The organism is Bacillus cereus group sp. MYBK5-2 (genome assembly GCF_051915685.1).
Taxonomy (GTDB): domain Bacteria; phylum Bacillota; class Bacilli; order Bacillales; family Bacillaceae_G; genus Bacillus_A; species Bacillus_A cereus.
Map to the genome: position 1 here is coordinate 338,422 of NZ_JBQAFE010000003.1, position 24,312 is coordinate 362,733.

Genomic DNA, 24,312 nt, shown 5'->3' on the forward strand with positions numbered 1-24,312 from the left:
AAGACAAAACAGTCAGCATACAAATATTATGCTGACTGTTTTTTTATTTCTTTTATGTATGAATCTACATTTTGAAAAGGCACCTTAATTTTAAACGCATCTTTTTGTTCATTAAATTGCTTTTCATTGTAGGGACCGAAACGTTTATTGTGCTTTACATCAATAATCCAATAATGTTCACTTTTTTTATTTGCAATTGCTGCGTCAGGGTTATTTGGATCTGATTTTTCCTCAGTTTGTTTTGCAATAATGTATTTATCATCCCAAGCAATGTCTGTAATTTTTGCAGGGATGTATTGTGTGGCATATACAGCATCTTGCGAGGGGAAAAGTTCAAATGCATTTCCAGAAGTACGTATGAGTTCGTATTCATCGTTAACCATATAAGTTAAGTGACTTGTGTTTCCTGCACAACCAGTTAATAGGAAGGCGACGAATAGGATTATCCATTTTTTCAATATGGGAACCTCCTTTATAATGCTATTGTAACAAATTGTACAAGAAAAGTAAGAGAAAGGCTAGTTTACAATGTTTTTTAGAAGTGGTACGATGAGACGGGTAAAGAAGGATATGAAGGAGTCGACATAAAATGAAGTTAAAGATGCATCGTCCAGCGCTTGTAATGAATCGCATAGGTGCTTCCCTAATTGACATGTTTTTAATCTCGGTTATGTATGGTGCAGTAGTAGCTATTATGACCGGAAACTATAGTGCTATGTTTAAGCGCTTTAATATAAGCTTAGGTGATTTTAGATATGATTTTGCAGTAGTTTTCATATTAATGGCGATATATTTTATTGTATTACCCTTTCTTTGGAACGGTGTTACACTTGGAAAAAAGATAACGAGAATAAGACTAATTTCATTGAAGAGTGAAAAGCTAACGTTGCAAACATTAATTATAAGATTTTTTGTAGTGTTATTACCGAACGTATTGCTATTAGGAATTCCATTAATATGTAATGTATATATGATGTTGTTCCGCAAAGATAATTGTGGTTTTCAGGATTTAATTACAAAAACGAAAGTAATAAGTCTTGTATAATGAAAAAAAGACCTTTTTATATATAAAAGGGTCTTTTTGATTTTATAAGTATATGGGGAATGTTTACAGTAAGGAAAAGCCAAAATGTGTTATTTCTATTTATAATAGATTGAAAATTAAGAAAATGATATAATGATTAAAAATAATATCTTTATTCCGCCATATTGGGGCTGAGTAAAATTTCACTTTATATAATAAGGGGGAAGTTAAAATGACAGGAGGTAGCATAATTTTTTGGGGTATTCTCATTTTTATCGGTCTAGTTTTCGATCAGCGTAATAATAAGAAAAAAGAAGGATAAAAAGTAAACGTTTACAAATTAAATAGCAATTTTTCTTGCTTGCAGATTAATCTTATAAAGGAGTATACTGAATGACGGTAAGACTTATAGAAGGGGTAATGAAAATGAAGCTTGCAGGAAAAGTTGCTATCGTAACTGGCGGTGGCATCGGTATTGGACGTAATACAGCTCTTTTGTTGGCTAAACAAGGCGCAAAAGTTATTGTGACGGACATTGATCAAGAGAGTGGACAAGCAACAGTGGAGGAAATTATGAATCTAGGCGGAGAAGCACTTTTTGTATCCTATGATATGGGAAAGCAAGGAGATTGGCAACGCGTTATTAGCATTACTTTGAATGCATTCAGTCGCATTGATATGCTTTTTCAAAATGCTGGTTTATATAAAATAGATTCTATTTTTTCTCGCCAACAAGAGAACGATTCCAATGTACTTTGTATTAATGACGTTTGGATAGAGATAAAACAATTAACGTCATCTTTTATGAAACAGCAAGAAGAAGTGGTGCTTAGTGATTTACCGATTTTCGGTATTATTAGCACGAAAGGACAATCATTTCATACAGTAGAAGCCCTAGTATAATAATGAAAACCGCCCTCAATATATGTGGACGGTTTTTTGTATGTGTATAGTAAAGATAAATTTTTTAGCGAATACGTTGTTCAGTTTGGTTATCAAAGAAATGCGCTTTATTCATATCAAATGCTAATTTAATTTGGTCACCAGGTGAAAACGTATGTCTTGCATCTACACGTGCCGCAAAATCTTGATTCCCAAGTTTCATATATAAAATGGATTCAGCACCTAATAACTCAGCGACTTCAATTTTTGTTGTGAAGGCAGTAGATTGTGAAGCTTCTAAAAATAGTAGTTCATCATGAATGTCCTCTGGACGAATACCTAAAACAATTTCCTTATTTACATAGCCTTGTTCACGTAGCATCTTCATTTTTCCTTCAGATACTTTAATTTTTATAGTATTGTCTATAACGAAATCGGTTTCAGTCAATTTACCACGGAAGAAGTTCATAGCTGGTGAGCCGATAAATCCACCCACGAAAATGTTTTCTGGTGTTTCATATACTTCTTTTGGAGTTCCAATTTGTTGGATTTTTCCATCCTTCATAACGACAAGACGCGAAGCCATAGTCATTGCTTCTGTTTGATCATGTGTTACATAAATTGTTGTTGTTCCAAGACGATGATGTAGCTTAGAAATTTCTGAGCGCATTGCAACACGGAGTTTAGCATCTAAGTTTGATAATGGTTCATCCATTAAGAAAACTTTTGCATCTCGAACGATTGCTCTACCTAAAGCAACACGTTGGCGCTGTCCACCTGATAATGCTTTCGGTTTTCTATCTAAATATTGTTCAAGTCCTAAAATTTTTGCTGCATCTTTCACACGACGATCGATTTCATCTTTTGGTATTTTTCGAAGTTTTAATCCAAATGCCATATTATCATATACACTCATATGTGGATAAAGAGCGTAGTTTTGGAATACCATAGCGATATCTCGATCTTTTGGAGGAACATCATTCATTAGTTTACCATCAATTGAAAACTCGCCTTTTGAAATATCTTCAAGTCCAGCTACCATTCGTAATGTTGTAGATTTTCCGCAGCCAGAAGGACCGACAAATACAATAAATTCTTTATCTTGAATGTGTAAATTAAAATCAGTTACAGCTGTTACGTTATTATCATATATTTTATAAATGTTTTCTAATTTAAGTTCTGCCATGGTATTTCCCCCTAGAAATAATTATGCAAACGTTTTCTTTGAGTTCATTATAAACGAATAGATTCAAAAAATAAATAAAAAAATAAAACGTTTTCATTTATTGGAGATTTATTAGTGGTTTTCATATGTTTTCTTAGAAAAAGAACAATAAAAATTGTAAGCGCTATTTTAAATTGAGATAGAATCTGTTATCATTCATTAATGAAAACGTTTGCGCCTTAAAAAAGAGAAAAATGAATGATGAATGAAATGGGGTAGCATAATGGAAAAACAATGGTGGAAAGAAAGTGTAGTATATCAAATTTATCCTCGTAGCTTTATGGATAGTAATGGTGATGGTATAGGAGATCTTCAAGGGATTATTTCAAAGCTAGATTACTTAAAAGAGTTAGGGATTGATGTGATTTGGTTATCACCAGTCTATGAATCTCCAAATGATGATAATGGTTATGATATAAGCGATTATTGTAAAATTATGAACGAGTTCGGAACAATGGAAGATTGGGATGAGCTATTACATGAAATGCATGAACGTAATATGAAACTTATGATGGACTTAGTTGTTAATCATACTTCGGATGAACATAATTGGTTTATTGAATCACGTAAATCAAAAGATAATAAATATAGAGATTACTATATATGGCGCCCTGGAAAAGAAGGAAAAGAGCCGAATAACTGGGGAGCAGCGTTTAGTGGATCAGCATGGCAGTATGATGAAATGACAGATGAATATTATTTACATCTGTTTTCTAAAAAACAGCCAGATTTAAATTGGGATAATGAAAAGGTAAGACAAGATGTTTATGAAATGATGAAGTTTTGGTTAGAAAAAGGAATTGATGGCTTCCGTATGGATGTTATTAATTTTATTTCTAAAGAAGAGGGATTACCAGCTGTTGAAACAGAAGAAGAGGGGTATGTTTCAGGTCATAAGCATTTTATGAACGGTCCAAACATTCATAAATATTTACATGAAATGAATGAGGAAGTATTATCGCATTATGATATTATGACGGTTGGTGAAATGCCTGGTGTAACGACAGAAGAAGCGAAATTGTATACTGGAGAAGAACGAAAAGAATTGCAAATGGTATTCCAATTTGAACATATGGATTTAGATTCAGGAGAAGGTGGAAAGTGGGATGTAAAACCATGCTCACTTCTTACTTTAAAAGAGAATTTAACAAAGTGGCAAAAAGCATTAGAGCATACCGGATGGAATAGCCTTTATTGGAATAATCATGATCAGCCTCGCGTTGTATCTCGTTTTGGTAATGATGGAATGTATCGCATTGAATCAGCAAAAATGTTAGCGACAGTTCTTCATATGATGAAAGGAACGCCATATATTTATCAAGGAGAGGAAATCGGAATGACGAACGTTCGGTTCCAATCAATTGATGAATATCGAGATATTGAAACGTTAAATATGTATAAAGAAAAAGTGATAGACCATGGTGAAGATATAGAAAAAGTAATGGAATCTATTTATATAAAGGGTCGTGATAATGCTAGAACTCCGATGCAGTGGAATGATCAGAATCACGCTGGATTTACAAAAGGTGAACCTTGGATTACTGTAAATCCTAACTATAAAGAGATTAATGTGAAACAAGCAATCCAAGATGAAGGTTCAATTTTTTATTACTATAAGAAATTAATTGAACTACGCAAAAATAATGAAATAGTTGTGTATGGATCATATGATTTAATATTAGATAATGACCCTTCTATTTTTGCTTATGTAAGAACATATGGAGATGAAAAACTACTTGTCATTGCAAACTTTACTGCGGATGAAAGTGTATTTGAAATGCCTAAGGATATTAGTTATAGTGAATCAGAGTTATTTATACACAATTACGATGTAGAAATCGGATCAATAGATAACATTCCATTACGTCCGTATGAAGCGATAGTGTTCAAATTGAAATAAGAAAAAGCCTTATGCCACTTCAAACTTGGCATAAGGCTTTTTTGGATTACCATTTTAATATGGAGAATCCATATGGAGGAAGTGTAACTTGTAATACACTTGCTTCTGCTGAAAATTCTTCGTTTGTATAAATGTTAATTATTTTCTTACCAGTAACATGAAGAGGGAGTGAAACTGTAACTTCACTATTAGTAGGGTTTAAAACGAAAAAGATAGTTTCATCCTCATATGTTTTCGTATAAGAAATATAATTATGTTCATCATTTGCTTCGATGAATTGAAAAGTACCATGTCCTCCAAATGCTTTATGTTGTTTCCGTAATAAAATCAATGTTTGTATATGGGTAAATAATGCATGATCTTGTTCTTTAGTATCCCAAATCATACATTTACGGCAATCAGGGTCCATGCCGCCATCCATACCAATTTCATCTCCGTAATAAATACAAGGAGAGCCGATGAAAGAAAGATGGAATACATAGAGCAATTTCAACTTATTTTTATCTCCGTTGCATGTTGTTAAAATTCTTGGAGTATCATGGCTGTCTAATAAATGAAATGCTGCTTCATTTACATTCATAGAGTAGGAATGTAGAGATTCTGTAATTTGCTTCATGAATTCACTTGCTTTAATGGAATCGTTAGCAAAGTAAGAAAGTAGAGCGTTTGTAACAGGATAGCTCATGACAGCATCAAATTGATCGCCTTGTAGCCACGGAAGGGCATCGTGCCAAATTTCTCCCAAAATATATACTTCAGGATTTAGTGTCTTTATTTCAGTTCGGAATTCTCTCCAAAAGTTGTGATCGACTTCATTGGCGACATCAAGGCGCCAGCCATCTATATTGAATTCTCGTACCCAATAACGTCCTACTTCAAGTAAGTATTCTTTTACATCTGGATGAGCTGTATTTAATTTTGGCATATACGGTGTAAAGGCGAAAGTATCATAATTTGGAAGTGGTTCGGTTATAATCGGAAATTCATGAATGTGGAACCACTCTTTATATGCGGACTTCTCACCATTCTCTAGTACGTCTTGAAATTTCTCGAAAAAGTATCCACTATGATTAAACACAGCATCGAGCATTACTTTTATACCGTGCTTATGACATTCTTCAACGAGCTCTTTAAAAGTTTCTTTCGTCCCAAATTGTGGGTCAATTTCCATATAGTCAATTGTGTCATATTTATGGTTTGAATGAGCTTTGAAAATAGGTGTGAAATATATTCCGGAAATGCCAAGCTTAACAAGGTAATCAAGGTTTTGAATAACACCAGAAAAATCTCCGCCGAAAAAATTAGTTGGAGTTGGATTCGCACTTCCCCAAGGGAGGGTGTTTTCTGGATTCAGCGTACTATCGCCATTAGCGAATCGCTCAGGGAAAATCTGATACCAAATGGTGTCTTTAATCCAAGATGGTGCTTTGAATACATCATCTGCATGAATAAATGGAAAACAGAAAAAGTTACCAACATCATCATTTGGAATGCTAGAAAAGAATCCTCGCTCTGCATAAATAAGAGTGTCTGTTTCAGATTTTAATTCAAACCCATAACGTAAGCGCTTAAATTTTGGTTCGATTGAAATGGACCAATAATCAAATAATGCAGTAGAACCCGTTTTTTTCATGGGTGTACTTGCTGATATCCATTTCCCGTCTTTCCATTCGTAAGGATCACCGTAAATAAGATCGGCGCTTTGAATATCATCTCTCTTAGTACGTACTCGGATGTGAATTGTTTGTTCATCATAAGCGTATGCATAATTATCTTTCGGCCTATGATAAATGGCTTCTTTAAACATATAGAAAATCCCCCTTCAATATCTCTATACATAGTATTCCCTTAAGTGTAATAATAAAGCCTATATTGCAAACGATTGCCTTTCTCATAGCTTTAATATTGCTTATAAGAGTAGTATTCATTTCATATAAAGTCAATGTATAAAGAGTATAATGACATAATTTTTAAATTAATATTTGCAAAATGAATAAAAGAATGTATAATGATAGACAAATAGCGCAAACGTTTTCATAGATTGAGATATTGTTTGCGCTTCAATTAAACTATTAAATGCAAACGTTTTCAGTTACTGAGGTACATAGACAATTTAGGGAGGTTTTTGGGATGAAGAAAGCATTATCATTATTAACGGTTTCAGCATTATCTATTGGTATGTTATCTGCATGTGGACCGAAAGATTCAGGGAAAAAAGAGGAAAGTAAAGCGAAAAAAGACTATGATCTTCTTGTTTGGGAAGATGATAAAAAAGGTGTTGGTTTAGAACCAGCAGTGAAAAGCTTTGAGGAAAAATATAAAGTAAAAGTAAAAGTTGTTGAAATGCAAATGACAGATCAAGTGAAGAAGTTACGCCTTGATGGGCCAGCGGGGACTGGACCAGATGTTGTAACATTGCCACACGATCAAATCGGAAATGCAGTAACAGAAGGTTTACTTTCTGAAGTGAAAGCAGATGATGCTGTAAAGAGTAAATTTACTAATTCATCAATAGAAGCACAGACATATAATGGAAAATTATATGGTTTACCAAAAGCAATTGAGACACCAGTCTTTATTTACAATAAAAAACTAATGCCAAAAGCGCCAGAAACGATGGACGAGCTGTTTAACTTCTCAAAAGAATTTACGAAAGATGGCAAGTACGGATTTTTAGCATTAGGAGATAACTTCTACTTTGCTAATGCATTCATGGCAGGTATGGGCGGTTATGTATTTGGTGAAAAAGATGGAAAGCCAAATGCAAGTGATGTTGGATTAAATAATAGCGGAGCAGTACAAGGTGCTGAATATCTTCAAAAATGGTACAAGGAAAAATTATTCCCAAAAGGTATTATCGGTGAATCAGGTGGGCCTGCTGCTGATGGACTATTCAATGAAGGAAAAGCAGCTTCTATCATGAATGGCCCATGGGCGTTCCAAGCAATGGAAAAGAACGGGATTGATTATGGCGTTGCTCCAATGCCGAAATTACCAAATGGTCAACCAATGAAAACGTTTGTTGGGGTTAAAGGATGGCATGTAACAAGTTTCTCTAAACAAAATGATTTAGCTACAAAATTCACTGAGTGGGTAACAAATGAAGAAAACGCAAAAATTCGATTTGAGAAAACAAAAGAAATTCCTCCAGTAAAATCAGTAATGGAAGATCCAATTATTAAAGATAACGAAGCTGCAAAAGCAGTTGCAACGCAATCTGAAAATGGAATTCCAATGCCAAACATTCCAGAAATGCAAGAAGTTTGGAAACCAGCTGGAGATGCGCTTCAATTAGTTGTTACAGATAAAGAGGCACCAAAAGCGGCGCTTGATAGTGCAGTGAAACAAATTAAAGGTAATATTGAGGCAAATCATAACAAGAAAAAATAAGGTGAAATTCGTGCCTCGAATATGAGAGGCACGAATTCTCTCCCTTCCATGTAGGAAGAAAAAAGGGGGAAGGAACATGCAAACATCTATGGAACCAGCAAATGGGTTAAACCATTCAAAGCATAGGAAAATGGCAACCATGTTATCAATCATTCCAGGCGTGGGCCAAATGTATAATAAACAATTTGTAAAAGGTCTTATTTTTCTAGTATTAACAGGTTCATTTATTGTAGCCTTTGCTGATTTATTAAATATGGGATTATGGGGTATTGTAACGCTTGGTACAGAAGTTCCACGTGACCATTCTGTTTTTCTATTAGTAGAAGGAATCTTGGCCCTTATCGTTATCGCTTTTGGGCTCGGCATATATGCATTTAACTTATATGATGCATACCAAAATGGAAAGAAACGTGATAGCGGAACACCGTTAAATTCTGTAAAAGAGCAATACCGTAATTTGTTAGATCAAGGTTTTCCTTATTTAATGGTTTCACCAGGTTTTCTACTACTTATCTTTGTGGTTGTATTTCCAATCATCTTCGTAATTTTAATTGGATTTACAAACTATGATTTATATCATTCTCCTCCAGCTAAATTAGTAGATTGGGTGGGCTTTAAAAACTTTATTGATATTTTCACTTTACCGATGTGGAGAGAGACATTTGTAAGTGTATTCTCTTGGACTGTCATTTGGACATTCGTTGCAACAACATTACAAGTTGCACTTGGTATTTTCTTAGCGATTATCGTAAATCAGCCCGGTATTAAAGGAAAGGCGATTATTCGAACAATCTTCATTTTACCGTGGGCGGTTCCAGCATTCGTATCTATTCTTGTTTTCTCTGGTATGTTTAATGAAACATTCGGAGCGATTAACAATCAAGTATTAGCTTTATTCGGAATTGAAAAGATTGCTTGGATGACAGATCCATTTTGGGCGAAGATTGCTTTAATTATGATTCAAACGTGGCTTGGGTTCCCGTTTATCTTTGCGATGACAACAGGTATACTGCAATCGATTCCGGGAGAATTATATGAAGCGGCTACAGTAGATGGAGCGACAGCTTGGCAACAGTTTCGCAAAATTACATTGCCACTTGTGTTATATGCAACAGCACCAATATTAATTACGCAATATACGTTTAACTTTAATAACTTTAGTATCATCTATCTATTTAACGGTGGAGGTCCTGCTGTAGCTGGACAAGACGCAGGTGGAACGGATATTTTAATTTCATGGATTTATAAGTTAACGATGACTTCAGCGCAGTATGGAAAAGCAGCAGCTCTTACAATGATATTATCGTTAATTGTTATTACAGTTGCGTTATGGCAATTTAAGAGAACAAAATCATTCCAAGAAGAGGATATGATGTAAATGAATATTAAAAGACAGAAGATGTTACGTCTCTCATTAAGTTATTTAGTTATTTTCGTAATGTGTGCCATCATTTTCTATCCGTTATTATGGATTATTGGCTCATCGTTTAATCCGGGTGATAGTTTATCTGGATCAAGTATTATTCCACAAAATGCAACGTTAGATCATTATCGTAAGTTATTAGATCTAGAGAATAGTAATTACTTACTATGGTATAAAAACACATTAAAAGTAAGTGTTTTAACGATGATTTTCTCAGTGTTAGCAATTAGCTTTACTGCTTATGCATTTTCGAGATATCGTTTTGTTGGAAGAAAAAATGGTTTATTAACATTTTTAATTCTGCAAATGATTCCAAACTTTGCAGCGTTAATTGCTTTATACGTATTAGCTCAATTAACAGGATTAATTGATACACACCTTGCATTAATTTTAATTTATGTAGGCGGGGCTATTCCGATGAATACATGGCTTATGAAAGGGTATTTTGATACGATTCCGAAAGAACTAGATGAATCAGCTCGAATGGATGGAGCAGGGCATTTTCGTATTTTTTGGCAAATCATTATGCCACTTGCAAAGCCAATCGTAGCAGTTGTAGCGTTATTTACTTTCATTGGTCCATTTACAGATTTCATTTTAGCGAGTATTATTTTGCGAACACCAGAAAATTATACTTTAGCAGTTGGATTATATGAAATGGTTGCGAAGAAATTCGGTAATGAATTTACAACGTTTGCAGCGGGTTCTGTGTTAATTGCGATCCCAATTTCAATTTTATTCCTATCACTACAAAAATACTTTATTTCTGGTTTAACAGCTGGAGGTACAAAAGGATGAAAAATGGGACATTACGTCCCATTTTTCTTTTCATCTCCCTATAAATAAGTTTATAGGGAGATGAAAAGAGATTTGACATCACATGTGAAAAGAAGTGAAATAAATAGTATATTATAGTATAGGAAAAAATAGCTATATCCCTTACAATACATGAAGAGGGAGAATAGGATTAGTTTTGCAAGATATAAGAAATGAAAGTTTATGACTTGCAATGAGTGCGAGATAAAATATATGAAAAATGGCAGAGAAATGAGAGGAGGGGGATTTTTATGACAGTTACAATTAAAGATGTGGCGAAGCAAGCGAATGTGGCACCATCAACAGTTTCTCGTGTAATTGCTGATAATCCAAGTATAAGTGAAAAGACAAAGCGCCGTGTTAGGAAAGTGATGAGTGAATTAGGGTATCATCCCAATTTAAATGCGAGAAATCTTGCGAACCAAACGACGAAAACACTTGGTCTTGTTATGCCAAGTTCTGCAAGTAAAGCTTTTCAAAATCCATTTTTCCCAGAAGTTATAAGAGGGATTAGTTCATTTGCACACGTAGAAGGTTATGCGCTTTACATGTCGACAGGTGAAACGGAAGAAGAAATTTTTAATGGTGTCGTAAAGATGGTACAGGGACGCCAAATTGGTGGCATTATTCTTTTATATTCAAGGGAGAATGATCGGATTATTCAATATTTACATGAACAAAATTTCCCGTTTGTTTTAATAGGAAAACCATATGATCGAAAAGATGAAATTACATATGTAGATAATGACAATTATACAGCTGCAAGAGAAGTGGCAGAATATTTAATTTCATTAGGGCATAAGCAAATCGCGTTCATTGGTGGTGGATCAGATTTACTTGTAACGAGAGATCGTTTAGCTGGTATGAGTGATGCCTTGAAATTAGCAGACATTGTATTACCAAAAGAATATATTTTACATTTTGATTTTTCGAGGGAAAGTGGTCAACAAGCTGTTGAGGAATTAATGGGACTGCAGCAACCGCCAACGGCAATTATGGCAACGGATGACTTAATTGGACTTGGTGTGTTAAGTGCTCTTTCTAAAAAAGGATTCGTTGTACCGAAAGATGTTTCTATTGTAAGCTTTAATAATGCTTTATTATCAGAAATTGCGAGCCCTCCACTTTCGACAGTTGATGTGAATATTTATCAGCTAGGATATGAGGCAGCAAAAGCTTTAGTTGATAAAGTAGAGAATGCAGAATCCACTGCAAAGTGTATCATTATTCCTCATAAATTACTAAAACGTCAAACTTGTGATCATTATGCATAAAAAAGCTAAGAGTTTAACTCTTAGCTTTTTTCATTAGAAAGGCTTCTAATCGGTCGCAGCCTTCTTTTAAAGTTTCGATACTATACGCATAGGACAAGCGAAGGTAGCCTTCACCGTATTCAGAGAATGCTGTTCCAGGAACTACAGCTAGTCCCGCTTCTTTGACAAGATCAAGTGCAAAATCAAATGATGAAGATGTCAAATGACCAACATATGGGAATAAGTAAAATGCACCTGTTGGCTTTTCAACTGTTAATCCCATTTGAGTGAGTCTATTATATACGTAATCACGGCGTTTTTTATATTGGTGGCGCATCATTTTTGGTGCGTCTTTAGCTGCTGTTAATGCTTCAATTGCAGCGTATTGAGCGATTGAAGTAGCACACGTTACATTGTATTGATGAACTTTTAATATGTGTCCTGCTAAATAGCTTGGTGCAAATAAAAGTCCAACACGCCAGCCAGTCATAGAATGTGATTTAGATAAACCGTTAATGACAATTGTCTTTTCACGCATTTCTGGGAAATGTGCGATAGATGTATGCTTTTGTTCATATACAAGCTCACTATAAATTTCATCTGAAAGGACGAAAATATTTTTATCTTTTAAAACATCTACAATATCTTTTAATTCTTCTGTGGATAAAGTTACACCAGTTGGATTAGAAGGATACGGTAGTACGATACATCTTGTTTTTTCTGTAATAGCATTTTTAAGCGCTTCAGCTGTTAAACGAAATCCAGTTTCACGAACATCTACAAAAATAGGCGTTGCACCGCATAATCGAATAATGGGTTCGTAACCTGGATAAATAGGAGCAGGTAAAATTACTTCTGTTCCTGGCTCTAAAATCGTTCGGAATGCAACATCAATTGCTTCGCTAGCACCGATTGTAACGATGGTTTCGTTTTCAGGTGAGTAATGTAAATCGTAGTTATCTTTTACGAAGTTACAAGCTGCCTTACGTAATTCTAGTAAACCAGCGTTATGTGTATAGCTTGTATAGTTTTCTGTAATAGCCCGTTTTGCCGCTTCTTTCACGAGAGAAGGTGTAGGGAAATCGGGTTGTCCAATTGTTAAAGAAATCAAATTATCATAGTTTTGAATCATGTTAGAGAATTGACGGATTCCAGAAATTTGGATATCCTTCACTCTAGGGTTAATGAATTGTTCCATTGTATCTCCCTTTCTTCCGTTTGAAAATTAAGTTCATTTTATCATATTTTCTATGATTACGCTTTGTATATGTTATTTAGAAAGAGAGAGAAAAGAGAAAAAAAGCCGCTATAAGCGACTTTTTAATATCCGTATTCCCAATCTATTTCATCTTCATTCCAGAGTACAGAGGATACCTTGCCAAGGTGAACAACTGATTCGTTCACAGCACATGTGCAGTTTTCTTCTCCCGCTTTATGCTGTAACTCTTCATATACTGATTTTTCAACATTTTCTAGAACAACCAAATTTTCTTCTTTTAAAACAAGCGTAGTACCCGCCATATTTATCTTCCTCCTACTAAAGTAATGATCACTTATTTGTAAACATAGATAGTATGGATTATATGCTGTATTTTGCTATAGTTGTCCGTCTAAAAAAGTATTTTTATATTTTCTTTGTAATCCGTATTCATTGTATACTGCACGAAGGAAATTTGGTACAGGGTTTACAATCATTTCGAAAATCTGTAACAATTATTATGAGTTGTTAACAAAGAATTAACAAATATGTTAAGAAAAATCAAAATTTTAAAACAAATACACCTATAAAATGATATAATCATATCAAAATACATATAGGGGATGAGAGGTTATGGAGCTTATCCGTGATTTATTGATTCAAATTGCCATCATAATTTTGCCACTATTTTTATATGAAGCGATTCGTTTAAATCGCTATCAAGAAATGCCTCCGAAGCCAAATCGTTACTTTATTATGTTTTTATCTAGCGTTACGCTCGTTCTCTCCATGACATACTCTATTTGTTTTGGCAATGTGTGTGGGTATAACTTTCACCCCATTCCAATTGTCAGTGGTTTTTTATATGGTGGGATTGTTGGTTTAATCCCAGCGGTTATTTTTGTTGCATACGAATGGTTACTAAAGGGAATGAGCTTTCTTCCAGTTTTAGAAGTAATATTTTTATTGATAGTTCCGCTATTTTTATCAAAGAAATGGTCTCTTTTTTCAAGGGATAAGAAATTAATTTTAGCATTTATGATTTCATCATTTTATGTGCTTGTTTCTTTAGTATTAGGCATGATTAATGTTCTTTTGGAAACAGGATTTACACCGTATATTTCGCAAATATATAGCGGATTTATATTTGCCTCGCTTATCATGGTCATGACAATGGTATTCCAGGTATATTTAACTGAATATTTAAATGAAAATGCATTGCTACGTACAGAGATGCAAAAATCAGAAAAGCTTAATATTGTAAGTGAGTTAGCAGCAAGTGTGGCACATGAAGTTCGAAATCCACTAACTGTTGTTCGTGGATTTATCCAATTGCTAGAAAGTACGGAAGATGTGAAGAATAAGGATTATATGCGTCTCGTATTAGCTGAATTGGATCGGGCGGAACAAATTATTTCAGATTACTTAAATTTAGCAAGGCCGCAAATTGAGAAAAAAGAACACATTTGTTTATCAGCCCAATTAATAGAAATGACCACTCTTATGTCGTCATTTGCAGCGATGCAAGGTGTATATTTACAAGTTGAAATTTCAGAAAGTCTTTATACGATTGGTGATAAGACAAAATTGAAGCAAGCCATTATGAATGTTGTTAAAAATGGTATTGAAGCAATTCAAGGAAATAAAGGATATTTAAAAGTAACAGCTATTCAAAAAGATGAAACAATCATAATAAGAGTTAAAGATAGTGGTGTTGGTATGACGAAAGAACAGTTAGCAAGGCTTGGGCAACCATATTATTCTTTAAAAGAAAAAGGGACAGGATTAGGACTTATGGTAACATTTAGTATTTTACAAGCGCATAATGGTACATTGGAATATAAGAGTGAAAGTGGAAAAGGCACTGAAGCAATTATTATATTACCAGCTGTACAAAATAAGGAATAAAAGTTACCGATGAAAGGTAACTTTTTATTTTATATTGTTTATTCATTTGTTTTTTCTTGTTTTGCTCGGCTAAATAAACTTTTAAATGATTGAAAGAAGCTTTGCTCTTTTGAGGCAGCAACCATTCTTTTTGTTTCTTGAATTTCTCGAATAACTTGCATAAGCTGTGCATCACGGTTACTGTCTTTATTATAAATTTGACTAACAAGTTTATTCATTTTTTCTTCCTGTTTGGATTCTCGTTTATACATATGATTCATTAATAAGTCCATCTTTTCTTTTTGCAGTGCATCTGTTTGAGCGGCGTGATCGACTAACTCTTGAAGCATTTTTTCTTGAGAGCCTTCTTTTACATAAACTTGTTGCATCAATTCGTCTAGTTTCTCATCCTTTAAACGATTTTGTGTAATTAAAGTAGAATTTTGATGAATAATTGCCTCATTTAATTGAGCTAGCATTTCAAGTTTTAACATGAACTCCTCAAAGTTACGCCCATCTTCTTTTTCTTTCGTTTGTATCTCTTGCTTATCTTGTATAACTGGTACAGGTGGGGCCTCTTTTTCTTTTAAAATAATCGGTATCGTTTCTGAAATATCTTCTTGTAATGTAGCAGCTCTTTCGTGTATAGATTTCAATAATTTTAAATCATCAAGTTTATAAATACGAGCATCAGCTGTTTTGGAAATCATATAACCATGTTCCTCTAACAGTTGACTATATTTGCGAACTATATGTTTTGGGATGCCTGTTTTATTCGTGACATCTTTCGTTTTATAGGTAGCTTCCATCATATTTCCTCCCCAAAAAGTATCGTATATATCATTTCAATCTTTTATGAGGACTTCCTTTGAAAAAGAATGTCGGAAGGCTATTAGTTTTCTACAGCATTAGTGAAAAAATGAAAATTTTTGGCGGAATGGCAAGGAATAACTAAAATAATGTCTGAAAACATATACAGGAGAAGTTTGTTATAATAACGGAGGAAAAGAAACTGGTAGAAACATGGAGGTATACATGAAGCAATTAAAAGGTATTATCATTTCAATTATCGCAATTCTGTCTATTTTAGTAGCAGTTTATGAAGTACTTGTGCCAGAGGAAACAAGTGTAAAGAAAACGAATACGTATGATCAAGTGTTAGAATTTCCGAAAGAACGTTATCCAGAGACAGGAAAACATATTACGGATGCTATAAAAGAAGGGCATTCAGAAGTTTGTACAATCGATCGTGGTGGTGCTGCAGATAGAAGGAAATTGTCGTTAGCACCATATCCATCAAAAAAAGGGTATGATCGTGATGAATGGCCAATGGCGATGTGCAAGGAAGGCGGAAAAGGAGCACATATTGAATATATAAGTCCGGCGGATAACCGTGGAGCAGGCTCTTGGGTAGGGAATAAGTTAGATAAATACCCAGATGGTACGCGAGTAAAATTTGAAGTGAAGTAGTAGTTGTATATTTCATAATGAAGGAGAAGGGGAACTATGGAGTTAACGATTTCTTATTCGCAATTAATGTTGATGAACTATGACGGTGAGCAGCCTTATGTAGATTGGACTGATGAAGATTTTGAAAGAGGTTATGCTAAGGCAGAGGGAACTGTTATTTTTGAAGCACTTTCTGATTATACTTGTGAAGTGAAAGTGACCCCAGGGAAACATATTGAAAAAGAAGAAGTAGTTAGAACGATTACGGTTCCTTTTACAGTTGAAAATGAAAGTATCGTTATAACGAGTATTCTTTCTAATAAATTTCAAATACCTATTCCAAATGGTGAGTATACAGTTGTATTACAAGCAATTCCTCTTGAAGAGCCAACGGATGATGAATTATATAAAATACAATATGAATTCTTTTTTGAAAGTAAAGAATAAAAAATGGGTTATCCTGAGAAAAGGATAACCCATTTTTGTTATGCGTTTGTTTTTAAAAGGGAACGAGCATCTTTCGCTGCTTGCACCATATGTTCTAAAGCTGGAATAACTTCTTCTGTTCTTCTCGTTTTTAAACCACAATCAGGATTAATCCAGAAATATTTAGGATCACATACTTCTAAAGATTGTTCTACGATTTTATACATTTCATCTTTACTCGGTACACGTGGGCTATGAATATCATATACACCTAGGCCGATGCCTTTTTCATATGTTGTATGTTTTAATGTATCAATAAATTCTCCGTGACTTCTTGATGTTTCGATAGAAATTACATCTGCATCTAATGCGCGAATCGCGTCAACAATATCTTCGAAGTTACTGTAACACATATGAGTATGAATTTGTGTTTCATTTGCTACAGAAGAAGTTGCTAAAAGGAAGGATTGTACTGCCCATGTAATATAAGCATCCCAATCTTTTTCTTTTAGTGGCATTCCTTCACGAAGTGCGGGCTCATCGACTTGGATTACTCTAATTCCGGAAGATTCAAGTAGTTCAATTTCGTGACGAAGAGCTAGTGCAATTTGATACGAAACTTCTTTTCTTGGAATATCATTTCGAACGAAGGACCAATTTAAAATTGTAACAGGTCCGGTTAACATTCCTTTTACAACTTTCTCTGTTAAGCTTTGTGCATAAACTGTTTCCTTAATAGTCATGCCGTTAATAAAGGCTACATCACCATAAATAACAGGTGGTTTTACGCAGCGGGAACCGTATGATTGTACCCAACCGTTTTTAGTGAATGAGAAACCAGCAAGACGCTCACCAAAATATTCGACCATGTCAGTTCTTTCAAATTCACCATGTACAAGGACATCAAGCCCAATTTCTTCTTGGTAACGAATCCATTTTTCTGTCTCTTTTTCAATAAATTGTTCATATTGTTCATTTGAAATAACACCGTTACGCCATTCTTTTCGCGTTTGACGAACTTCAGTCGTTTGCGGGAAGCTACCAATAGTCGTTGTTGGTAATAGCGGTAACTCTAGAGCAACTTGTTGTAATTCGTATCGTTTTTCAAATGGAAGAGGACGTGAAAAATCTTCTTCTTTTAGTGCTGTTCGTGCTGCTTTGACATCTTCTCGGTTACGTGCAGCAGATGAACGAATTGTATGATGTACGTTTCGATATGTTTCCAGCTCATTACTAATGCTTTCTGTACCTTGAGTGAGAGCGGAATGAATAAGAACTAACTCTTCTAATTTTTGATTTGCAAATGCTAACGCATCAAACAGCTCAGTCGATAAGTGAGTTTCTTCTGTTTTATCGATTGGTGTATGCAATAAGCTACAAGAAGGCTGAACGATGATATCTTTCGTTTGGACTTGTTTTTGTAACGTTGTAAATAACTCAAGAACTTCATCAAGGTCAGCTCTCCAAATGTTACGGCCATCTATACAACCGACAGCTAAAGTTTTATCAGCTGGGAATCCATATTTTGAAATAGCATTTAGATTACCTTCTTTACCATGAATGAAATCTAATCCAATACCGGATACCGGGAATGTAATAATTTCTTCATAGTTTTCTTCTACGCTATCAAAATATGTTTGTAAAAGAAGAGTCGCATTTGGAACCTCTTTACGAATAGCTTCATAAATTTCTTTTGCTTGTTGAACTTCTTTTTTAGTTGAAGAAGCGAAAATCGGTTCATCAACTTGAATGGCTGGTGCACCAGCTGCATGTAGTTCTGAAAGCAGTTGTACGTAAGGTGCAACTAACTGTTTTAAAATGGTAGGAAATTGTTCTTGTGTATAGCCTTTAGCTAATTTTAAGAAAGTATATGGTCCTAAAATAACAGGCTTTCCATCTACTCCTAATTCTTGTTTTGCCTCTTCGTATAAGCGAAGTGGACGATTATCTTTTAAAGAGATTTGTAATCCCTCTTCATATTCAGGAACGATATAGTGATAGTTTGTGTTAAACCATTTTGTCATTTCGGAAGCTACGTGATCTTTAGAGCCACGCGCCATTGCGAAATATACATCAAGGTAAGATGTAAACTCAGAAAAACGTGATGGAATAAATCCTAGCATATAGGCAGTATCCAAAACGTGATCATAATATGTAAAGTCGCCAATTGGAATGAGTTCAATCCCTTTTTCTTGCTGTACTTTTACGTGTTGAAGACGAATTTCTTTCATTGTTGTTAAAAATTGTTCTTCATCGATTTTATTGGACCAAAAAGCTTCCAATGTTTTTTTCCACTCTCGTTGTAGTCCGATACGTGGATAACCTAAGTTACTTGTTTGAATTGCCATTTTAAATTCCTCCCTAATTGAAAGTAAGCATTTCCGTTTACTAGGAAATACCTATAACAAAAAGTACAAAGACATAGAAAATAAGCCTTCCTTTTTGTTTTAACACCTCATCATCATCCGTGAATCTATCAGTGTTGTTAAAACAGGCAGGTCTCCTGACTTATGCTTCATATAATTTCTTTTACCTTCCCGTTTTCACAGTGGCACCAAAAAGAAATCTCAGCATTTACAGTGGCGGGACCGTGTTGGAGTTTCACCAAGCTTCCCTTTTAAACACGAAACAAAACTTTCGTGTACCTATTTTCCTTTTGAAAGGAATTTAACAAGCGATATGATATTGAAACAAATTTTAACATAATTTTTGGAATTTTGTCTACTGTTTTAAAATAAGAAAATTCCAAAGTTTTTATTTCTTAGTATTCTGACTTTTGTATTCTGGAGTAACGAATAATATTACAGTATGAAAAGAGAAATTGAGCTATGAAAGAAGTAGGGATGTCTTCTTTCATAGCTCAATCTTCATCTATAGCAACTTCTGAAAGTCGGCCTGCTATAGCATCTTTAAGGAGGGTGTTTAGCCATTCTAATTCAACTTTAATATGCTCAATTACACTTTGCAAAATATATAGTTGTGCACGTGGAACCTTTCCTTTATTACAATCATATATCGTTTGCATAGTATGTAAATATTGAAGAGTATCGTTTTTCTTTTTTTCTAAAATAGGAACTAATTCGTGATCATTGCTAAAGTGAGCGAAAGATAAGGCTGAATAAATAGGTTTATATATTTGGTTTTTGGCTTCGAATTGTTTTAATAGTAAAGTGTGGAATAGTTTTTTGCCTTCTTCTGTTATATGAAAAATCGTTTTGTCAGGTCGATTTGTGTCTCTAATTACATTTGTAATATGAATTGCCCCTTGCTTTTCTAATTGCTCGAAGGCGTAATAAAGTGATCCTTTAGCATATTTAATGTAACAATCCATTTGTCGTTCTTTCATAATATGCTGCACTTCATATGGATGTTTATCTCCTTCGAGTAGCAAGCCGAGAATGACTAATTTCATGCTCATGCTGTCTCAACTCCTGTATATAAAAACTTTATCCAGTAAGATCCCCACCCAAAAATTCAGCGGAAGCAAAGAAGTTAGGTGGGAATTAACTGCTCGTAAAAGCCCGATTGGTGTGGGCTAATAATCAGTGGGGGATGAACATCCCCCACTGATTAAAGTTTCACTTTATACATATTATAAACGGCATATCCTTTTTCATAAAGGAATATGCCGCTTCTTTTTTATATTAACTAACTTGCTTTTGTTTTTCTTTCTTTTTAGGGCCTGTAAAGAGGCGTTCATTTCCCATAAGTAAAATACAAATAATACTTAGTACAGCCGGGATGAGTGCCCAGAAGAATGTATTCGCAATAGATGTAGCGAGAGCTTCTTTAATACCCGCTAATATTTCAGCAGGAATTTTTGCGGTAGCGCCTGGTGATAATAAGAAACTTGTGTCTCCGCCTTTTGGAGCTAATTTTGCTAGTTCAGGGGGGAATACAGAGTTTAGTTTATCTGTAAAAATATGATTTTGAATTGTACCGAAAATCGTTACACCAAGGGTCATACCGAGTGATCGGAAGAATGAGTTTGTTGATGTCGCCGAACCACGGTCCCGCATTTCCAACTTGTGAATAGAAGACATACTTAATACTGAGAATGAGAAGCCAACACCAAGCCCAGCGAGAATCATAAATAGTGTTACGAGTAAACGAGGTGTGTCCATTGTTAAAGTACTTAATAAATAAATACCAAGAACGAAGAAGACACCAGATACCATCATAATGTTACGATAGCTTGTTCGAGAAGCTAATTGTCCTCCTGTTTGACTTCCAATTACAGAACCAACCATCATTGGTGTTAAAATTAATCCAGCATTAGAGGCGGAACCTCCAAGAACGCCTTGAATGAAGATTGGAATATAAACTGTACAGATAATAAAAGCGGCACCATAGAAAAAGGCAACTCCTTGACTAGCTGCGAATAAAGGTTTTTTAAATAGATGGAACGAAATAATAGGCTCGGTTGCTTTTCGTTCTACAAAGAAGAAAATAATAAGCGTAATAACTACTGTTGTAAATAAGCCAATAATTACAGTAGAATTCCAGGCATATTCCTTACCACCAAGTTCTAATGCGAACATTAAGCAAACGATACTTATGACAAGTGTAATAGCACCAGCCCAATCAATTTTTTGTTTTCTAAATTCTAGAGACTCACTGTAGTATTTAGTAATGAAGAAAAAGGAGATAAGTCCTAATGGAATATTAATATAGAAGACCCAATGCCAACTTATATAGTCTGTAATATAAGCACCTAATAAAGGACCGAATACACTAGATGTCCCGAAAACAGCACCGAATAGTCCTGTCATCTTCCCGCGTTTTTCTGGTGGGAAGATATCGTACATAATTGTGAAGGCGATAGGCATAAGGGCACCACCACCGATCCCTTGAATAGCTCTATAAATACTTAATTGCTCAATACTTGAAGCTGTTCCGCAAAGAGCAGAACCGAATAAGAAAAGAATGAGGCCCCCAATATAAAAGCGTTTCCGCCCGTACATATCAGAAAGTTTCCCGAAGATAGGCATCCCTGCCATTGTTGCTACCATATAAGCTGATGTGACCCAAACAAACTTATCAAATCCTCCTAGGTCTCCAACGATTGTTGCCATTGCGGTTGCAACGATTGTATTATCCATTGCGGCCATTAATATACCAAGCAGTAAACCAGCAACAACAAATTTTGTCTTGTTGGCTTCTTTTTTTAATGGTTGAGTTTCCAAATATAACCCTCCTTTAGAAATAAGTAAACTATATTAAGTTTTGAGTGCAGTGGATAAAAAATTTTAATGTATAGTTGATTTTAATTTCTTTTCCATAAGTGCACTGATATGCCATAAAGAATATTATAGTCAAATTTGACTATAAGGCAAACTTTTTCTTACGTCAAAATATTCTTTCGTATGAGTAGAGAACGAGTGAGCCATACTGAATATTGCTATGAAGGGAATGAAGTAAATTGTAAAAAAATTTCATAAAGAACACCTTCTGTTAATAGATGAAAAATGGTTTTTTCTTCATATTGTCGAATAGGATAAAAGGAAGAGAAATATTAAACATTGCTTGTAGCAAGCTTTAGTAATTTGGGGAATTCATTGTGTGTATGTTACATCTGAAATGAGGTGAATATATATTATGAAAATATGGGGACGAACTTCGGATACAGGAAAGTATTCAATACCGCTACAACCAGTATTGTGGATTGACGGATCGAAAAAGGAAAACGAATTTCCTCAAGTAGCCGTTACATTACAAATTGGTAGTATGTATACAGAACAGTTTTCGTATGAATTGACCTACGATGTAAACGACATATTTATTATGCGAATTGAAGTGGAAAATAAAGGGGTAGAAATGATTTCGAGAGTTGTTGTAAGTCATATGATTCGAGATTACTTTGCTTATATTCCTAATTCTTTAAAAGTTGATAAGGGGATAAGTGAGTTCTTATTCCAGCTTGTTAGATGGCGAATTGATGATTTGTTACCGAATGAGAAGGTGGAACTACGTTGTAAAATAAAAGCTAATAAAGATAAAGCTCTTAAACAAACATTCTTTCAGGCTACATATACATTTCAAGATAAAGAGATATCATATGGCCCACTGCAAACAAATGAAGTTGTTGTGCGTCAATGATAAAAAGGAACCTGTACAAAAGGTTCCTTTTTTAGTGAAGGTTGTGTTTTTTGAGTATTTTCTTTTGCTCCATTCCTTTTTTTCCTACATAGTTATTTTTGTAGCCAAAGTATAGAATAAATAAAAATGAAACAACATTAACAATAGCGTCGATTTGATCGTTTGTAATAAAGTGTATCCCGAAAGAGGTAAATAATAATTTTAATGATAATAGAAAACCAGCTAGTAAACGCATAGCATCTGATAGATTCTCTTTTTGTAGCATATAGATTACTCCTTTCTATAAAAGTTATATATTATATATATGAAATAGAGTAGAAAAGGTATACAAGCTTAAGCAGAAATGTACATTGCATATGTACATTTTTTATTTTGTAGAAAAACATTATTGATATAGAAACATATATTGGTATAAAAGGGGGAAAAGTATGAAACATAAAGGGAAAATTAGTGGATTATTGCTTGGCAATACTGTGGCAGTTACAGAATGGATTGCACTTCAGGATGTAATTGCAAAACTGGATTCACGATCATTTTATACCGTCTTTATTATTTATATATTGCAAATGATACTAAGTTATTATTTTGGACATTGGTACGATAAAAGAGCGAACGAGCGTATGGGTATGGAAGTAGGAGGAATGGCAAGCAATGATTTTGTTGTTGATTTTTTTGGGAAAGTAGCTGCTTTATCTGAAAGAGATTCTCGTAATATTACAGTGTACATTCTTTCTGTAAAAGAATGGGAAGGATTAAAAGACACGTTGCAAGAAAAAAAGTTGGGAGTGTTAGTACAAAAATTAGAGAGTACCATTGTAAAGACAATTCGGAAGGGCGATGTTGTTACAAAGTGGGATGAAAATAAGTACGTTATTGTAGCAATTGATAATGGTCATGAAACATCAACAATAACAAAACGATTAATGAAAAATATTGAAAGTGAAATAGAAGGTGATTTACTCAGTGTCACTCTTTTATTTGGAGCAGCTAGCTATCCAGTAGAAGGAAAAACGTTTGAAGAACTGTTGAGAAAGTCGCAAAATCAATTGTACCAGTATAGAAATTTGCAAGAAAATGAGTGAAGCTTTGATTTGAAGATATATGATAGGAAGATGTTTTATTTGTAACATTTTTTTGACTTTTATTACAAAAAAACGCCACGTTTGTAATAAAAGTCTTTAAAAATATATGAAATAAGCATATAATTATGATGGTAGTGCCAATGCAATTTGCACAGTGTGTTTTATTTTAAAAGTGTAGAGGAAAGCAAGCTCTACACTTTTCCTTTTTAGGAAATGAAAAGAATATTTGTAAGTTGTTGCGAGATATCGATTGTACTG

Annotated in this window: 23 protein-coding genes and 1 riboswitch; of the genes, 13 read left to right on the forward strand and 10 right to left on the reverse strand. The window is 34.3% G+C overall.

The genetic code is table 11. From position 1 onward, the window contains the following. Positions 1–26: 26 nt before the first annotated feature. Positions 27–458: a DUF3997 domain-containing protein gene (locus tag ACTFP3_RS14170; RefSeq protein ID WP_000758787.1), complete on the reverse strand. Its 432-nt coding sequence runs from the start codon at positions 456–458 to the stop codon at positions 27–29. A gap of 131 nt (positions 459–589) precedes the next feature. Here ACTFP3_RS14170 and ACTFP3_RS14175 point away from each other — a divergent pair, with 131 nt between their 5' ends. The 3 genes from ACTFP3_RS14175 (at position 590) to ACTFP3_RS14185 (ending at position 1,927) form a co-directional block, all read left to right on the forward strand. Beyond that, entirely contained in the window at positions 590–1,045 is a 456-nt protein-coding gene (locus tag ACTFP3_RS14175; protein WP_440010745.1) for an RDD family protein, read from the forward strand. A 211-nt stretch (positions 1,046–1,256) separates the two neighbouring features. Further along, positions 1,257–1,346, forward strand: coding sequence for a hypothetical protein (locus ACTFP3_RS14180; protein WP_000145636.1), 90 nt, complete (start codon positions 1,257–1,259; stop codon positions 1,344–1,346). Positions 1,347–1,417: 71 nt separating this feature from the next. After that, positions 1,418–1,927 carry an SDR family NAD(P)-dependent oxidoreductase gene (locus ACTFP3_RS14185; RefSeq protein WP_000218410.1) on the forward strand — a complete coding sequence of 170 codons (510 nt, stop codon included), beginning with the start codon at positions 1,418–1,420 and terminating at the stop codon, positions 1,925–1,927. A 64-nt stretch (positions 1,928–1,991) separates the two neighbouring features. Here the strand turns inward: ACTFP3_RS14185 and ACTFP3_RS14190 are convergent, their stop codons facing one another. After that, on the reverse strand, positions 1,992–3,092 hold the full coding sequence (locus tag ACTFP3_RS14190; protein WP_000818931.1) for an ABC transporter ATP-binding protein: 1,101 nt from the start codon (positions 3,090–3,092) through the stop codon (positions 1,992–1,994). 262 nt (positions 3,093–3,354) lie between these two features. Here ACTFP3_RS14190 and malL point away from each other — a divergent pair, with 262 nt between their 5' ends. Then, complete coding sequence (gene malL, locus ACTFP3_RS14195) at positions 3,355–5,031, forward strand: oligo-1,6-glucosidase (RefSeq protein ID WP_000415178.1); 1,677 nt, start codon at positions 3,355–3,357, stop codon at positions 5,029–5,031. Between the two features lie 46 nt (positions 5,032–5,077). Here the strand turns inward: malL and ACTFP3_RS14200 are convergent, their stop codons facing one another. Then, positions 5,078–6,838, reverse strand: a complete 1,761-nt coding sequence (locus ACTFP3_RS14200; protein ID WP_000471782.1) for an alpha-glycosidase — start codon at positions 6,836–6,838, stop codon at positions 5,078–5,080. 323 nt (positions 6,839–7,161) lie between these two features. Here ACTFP3_RS14200 and ACTFP3_RS14205 point away from each other — a divergent pair, with 323 nt between their 5' ends. From ACTFP3_RS14205 to malR, 4 genes are all read left to right on the forward strand, one after another. Then, positions 7,162–8,421: an extracellular solute-binding protein gene (locus tag ACTFP3_RS14205; protein ID WP_000709923.1), complete on the forward strand. Its 1,260-nt coding sequence runs from the start codon at positions 7,162–7,164 to the stop codon at positions 8,419–8,421. 76 nt (positions 8,422–8,497) lie between these two features. Beyond that, positions 8,498–9,799, forward strand: a complete 1,302-nt coding sequence (gene malC / locus ACTFP3_RS14210; protein ID WP_001194996.1) for a maltosaccharide ABC transporter permease MalC — start codon at positions 8,498–8,500, stop codon at positions 9,797–9,799. Next, a complete protein-coding gene (malD, locus tag ACTFP3_RS14215) occupies positions 9,800–10,642 on the forward strand; it encodes a maltosaccharide ABC transporter permease MalD (protein ID WP_001022608.1) in 843 nt (280 codons plus the stop codon). Between the two features lie 269 nt (positions 10,643–10,911). Then, positions 10,912–11,934 carry a maltose operon transcriptional repressor MalR gene (gene malR / locus ACTFP3_RS14220; protein WP_000219053.1) on the forward strand — a complete coding sequence of 341 codons (1,023 nt, stop codon included), beginning with the start codon at positions 10,912–10,914 and terminating at the stop codon, positions 11,932–11,934. A 13-nt stretch (positions 11,935–11,947) separates the two neighbouring features. Here malR and ACTFP3_RS14225 read toward each other — a convergent pair whose 3' ends face one another. Both ACTFP3_RS14225 and ACTFP3_RS14230 read right to left on the reverse strand, forming a co-directional pair. After that, positions 11,948–13,111, reverse strand: coding sequence for an aminotransferase A (locus ACTFP3_RS14225; protein WP_000434578.1), 1,164 nt, complete (start codon positions 13,109–13,111; stop codon positions 11,948–11,950). Positions 13,112–13,233: 122 nt separating this feature from the next. Continuing rightward, positions 13,234–13,434, reverse strand: a complete 201-nt coding sequence (locus ACTFP3_RS14230) for a hypothetical protein (RefSeq protein ID WP_000929280.1) — start codon at positions 13,432–13,434, stop codon at positions 13,234–13,236. A 310-nt stretch (positions 13,435–13,744) separates the two neighbouring features. On the opposite strand from ACTFP3_RS14230, the gene kinB reads away from it, so the two are divergent. Continuing rightward, positions 13,745–15,019 carry a sporulation sensor histidine kinase KinB gene (gene kinB, locus ACTFP3_RS14235; RefSeq protein ID WP_000420369.1) on the forward strand — a complete coding sequence of 425 codons (1,275 nt, stop codon included), beginning with the start codon at positions 13,745–13,747 and terminating at the stop codon, positions 15,017–15,019. Between the two features lie 38 nt (positions 15,020–15,057). On the opposite strand, the gene ACTFP3_RS14240 is transcribed toward kinB, so the two are convergent. Continuing rightward, positions 15,058–15,807 (reverse strand): DUF3967 domain-containing protein, encoded by a 750-nt coding sequence (locus tag ACTFP3_RS14240; protein WP_000388471.1) that lies wholly within the window; start codon positions 15,805–15,807, stop codon positions 15,058–15,060. A 226-nt stretch (positions 15,808–16,033) separates the two neighbouring features. Here ACTFP3_RS14240 and nucA point away from each other — a divergent pair, with 226 nt between their 5' ends. Further along, positions 16,034–16,468 carry a DNA-entry nuclease gene (nucA, locus tag ACTFP3_RS14245; protein ID WP_000811494.1) on the forward strand — a complete coding sequence of 145 codons (435 nt, stop codon included), beginning with the start codon at positions 16,034–16,036 and terminating at the stop codon, positions 16,466–16,468. Between the two features lie 36 nt (positions 16,469–16,504). Continuing rightward, a complete protein-coding gene (gene comJ / locus ACTFP3_RS14250; RefSeq protein WP_063548529.1) occupies positions 16,505–16,894 on the forward strand; it encodes a competence protein ComJ in 390 nt (129 codons plus the stop codon). A gap of 38 nt (positions 16,895–16,932) precedes the next feature. Here the strand turns inward: comJ and metE are convergent, their stop codons facing one another. The 3 genes from metE to ACTFP3_RS14265 all read right to left on the reverse strand — a co-directional run bounded on the left by metE (position 16,933) and on the right by ACTFP3_RS14265 (position 22,059). Beyond that, positions 16,933–19,221: a 5-methyltetrahydropteroyltriglutamate--homocysteine S-methyltransferase gene (gene metE / locus ACTFP3_RS14255; protein WP_440010749.1), complete on the reverse strand. Its 2,289-nt coding sequence runs from the start codon at positions 19,219–19,221 to the stop codon at positions 16,933–16,935. A gap of 128 nt (positions 19,222–19,349) precedes the next feature. Then, a riboswitch (cobalamin riboswitch) is annotated at positions 19,350–19,537 on the reverse strand. A 196-nt stretch (positions 19,538–19,733) separates the two neighbouring features. Further along, complete coding sequence (locus ACTFP3_RS14260; protein WP_163093026.1) at positions 19,734–20,291, reverse strand: PadR family transcriptional regulator; 558 nt, start codon at positions 20,289–20,291, stop codon at positions 19,734–19,736. Between the two features lie 226 nt (positions 20,292–20,517). After that, positions 20,518–22,059 carry an MDR family MFS transporter gene (locus ACTFP3_RS14265; protein WP_000449912.1) on the reverse strand — a complete coding sequence of 514 codons (1,542 nt, stop codon included), beginning with the start codon at positions 22,057–22,059 and terminating at the stop codon, positions 20,518–20,520. A gap of 412 nt (positions 22,060–22,471) precedes the next feature. On the opposite strand from ACTFP3_RS14265, the gene ACTFP3_RS14270 reads away from it, so the two are divergent. Continuing rightward, on the forward strand, positions 22,472–22,972 hold the full coding sequence (locus tag ACTFP3_RS14270; protein WP_440010751.1) for a hypothetical protein: 501 nt from the start codon (positions 22,472–22,474) through the stop codon (positions 22,970–22,972). Between the two features lie 31 nt (positions 22,973–23,003). Here ACTFP3_RS14270 and ACTFP3_RS14275 read toward each other — a convergent pair whose 3' ends face one another. Further along, entirely contained in the window at positions 23,004–23,237 is a 234-nt protein-coding gene (locus ACTFP3_RS14275; RefSeq protein WP_000939448.1) for an SPP1 phage holin family protein, read from the reverse strand. A gap of 163 nt (positions 23,238–23,400) precedes the next feature. Here ACTFP3_RS14275 and ACTFP3_RS14280 point away from each other — a divergent pair, with 163 nt between their 5' ends. Next, positions 23,401–24,054 carry a diguanylate cyclase domain-containing protein gene (locus ACTFP3_RS14280; RefSeq protein ID WP_000680811.1) on the forward strand — a complete coding sequence of 218 codons (654 nt, stop codon included), beginning with the start codon at positions 23,401–23,403 and terminating at the stop codon, positions 24,052–24,054. The last annotated feature ends 258 nt before the right edge of the window (positions 24,055–24,312 follow it).

Bases quoted from the DNA above. Each gene is read 5' to 3' on its own strand.
- ACTFP3_RS14275 (WP_000939448.1), bottom strand. From the start codon at position 23,237: ATGCTACAAAAAGAGAATCTATCAGATGCTATGCGTTTACTAGCTGGT.
- malD (WP_001022608.1), top strand. From the start codon at position 9,800: ATGAATATTAAAAGACAGAAGATGTTACGTCTCTCATTAAGTTATTTA.
- ACTFP3_RS14260 (WP_163093026.1), bottom strand. From the start codon at position 20,291: ATGAGCATGAAATTAGTCATTCTCGGCTTGCTACTCGAAGGAGATAAA.
- ACTFP3_RS14175 (WP_440010745.1), top strand. From the start codon at position 590: ATGAAGTTAAAGATGCATCGTCCAGCGCTTGTAATGAATCGCATAGGT.
- ACTFP3_RS14205 (WP_000709923.1), top strand. From the start codon at position 7,162: ATGAAGAAAGCATTATCATTATTAACGGTTTCAGCATTATCTATTGGT.
- kinB (WP_000420369.1), top strand. From the start codon at position 13,745: ATGGAGCTTATCCGTGATTTATTGATTCAAATTGCCATCATAATTTTG.
- malC (WP_001194996.1), top strand. From the start codon at position 8,498: ATGCAAACATCTATGGAACCAGCAAATGGGTTAAACCATTCAAAGCAT.
- ACTFP3_RS14190 (WP_000818931.1), bottom strand. From the start codon at position 3,092: ATGGCAGAACTTAAATTAGAAAACATTTATAAAATATATGATAATAAC.
- metE (WP_440010749.1), bottom strand. From the start codon at position 19,221: ATGGCAATTCAAACAAGTAACTTAGGTTATCCACGTATCGGACTACAA.
- ACTFP3_RS14225 (WP_000434578.1), bottom strand. From the start codon at position 13,111: ATGGAACAATTCATTAACCCTAGAGTGAAGGATATCCAAATTTCTGGA.
- comJ (WP_063548529.1), top strand. From the start codon at position 16,505: ATGGAGTTAACGATTTCTTATTCGCAATTAATGTTGATGAACTATGAC.
- malR (WP_000219053.1), top strand. From the start codon at position 10,912: ATGACAGTTACAATTAAAGATGTGGCGAAGCAAGCGAATGTGGCACCA.
- ACTFP3_RS14270 (WP_440010751.1), top strand. From the start codon at position 22,472: ATGAAAATATGGGGACGAACTTCGGATACAGGAAAGTATTCAATACCG.
- ACTFP3_RS14180 (WP_000145636.1), top strand. From the start codon at position 1,257: ATGACAGGAGGTAGCATAATTTTTTGGGGTATTCTCATTTTTATCGGT.
- nucA (WP_000811494.1), top strand. From the start codon at position 16,034: ATGAAGCAATTAAAAGGTATTATCATTTCAATTATCGCAATTCTGTCT.
- ACTFP3_RS14230 (WP_000929280.1), bottom strand. From the start codon at position 13,434: ATGGCGGGTACTACGCTTGTTTTAAAAGAAGAAAATTTGGTTGTTCTA.
- ACTFP3_RS14280 (WP_000680811.1), top strand. From the start codon at position 23,401: ATGAAACATAAAGGGAAAATTAGTGGATTATTGCTTGGCAATACTGTG.
- ACTFP3_RS14240 (WP_000388471.1), bottom strand. From the start codon at position 15,807: ATGGAAGCTACCTATAAAACGAAAGATGTCACGAATAAAACAGGCATC.
- ACTFP3_RS14185 (WP_000218410.1), top strand. From the start codon at position 1,418: ATGACGGTAAGACTTATAGAAGGGGTAATGAAAATGAAGCTTGCAGGA.
- ACTFP3_RS14200 (WP_000471782.1), bottom strand. From the start codon at position 6,838: ATGTTTAAAGAAGCCATTTATCATAGGCCGAAAGATAATTATGCATAC.
- malL (WP_000415178.1), top strand. From the start codon at position 3,355: ATGGAAAAACAATGGTGGAAAGAAAGTGTAGTATATCAAATTTATCCT.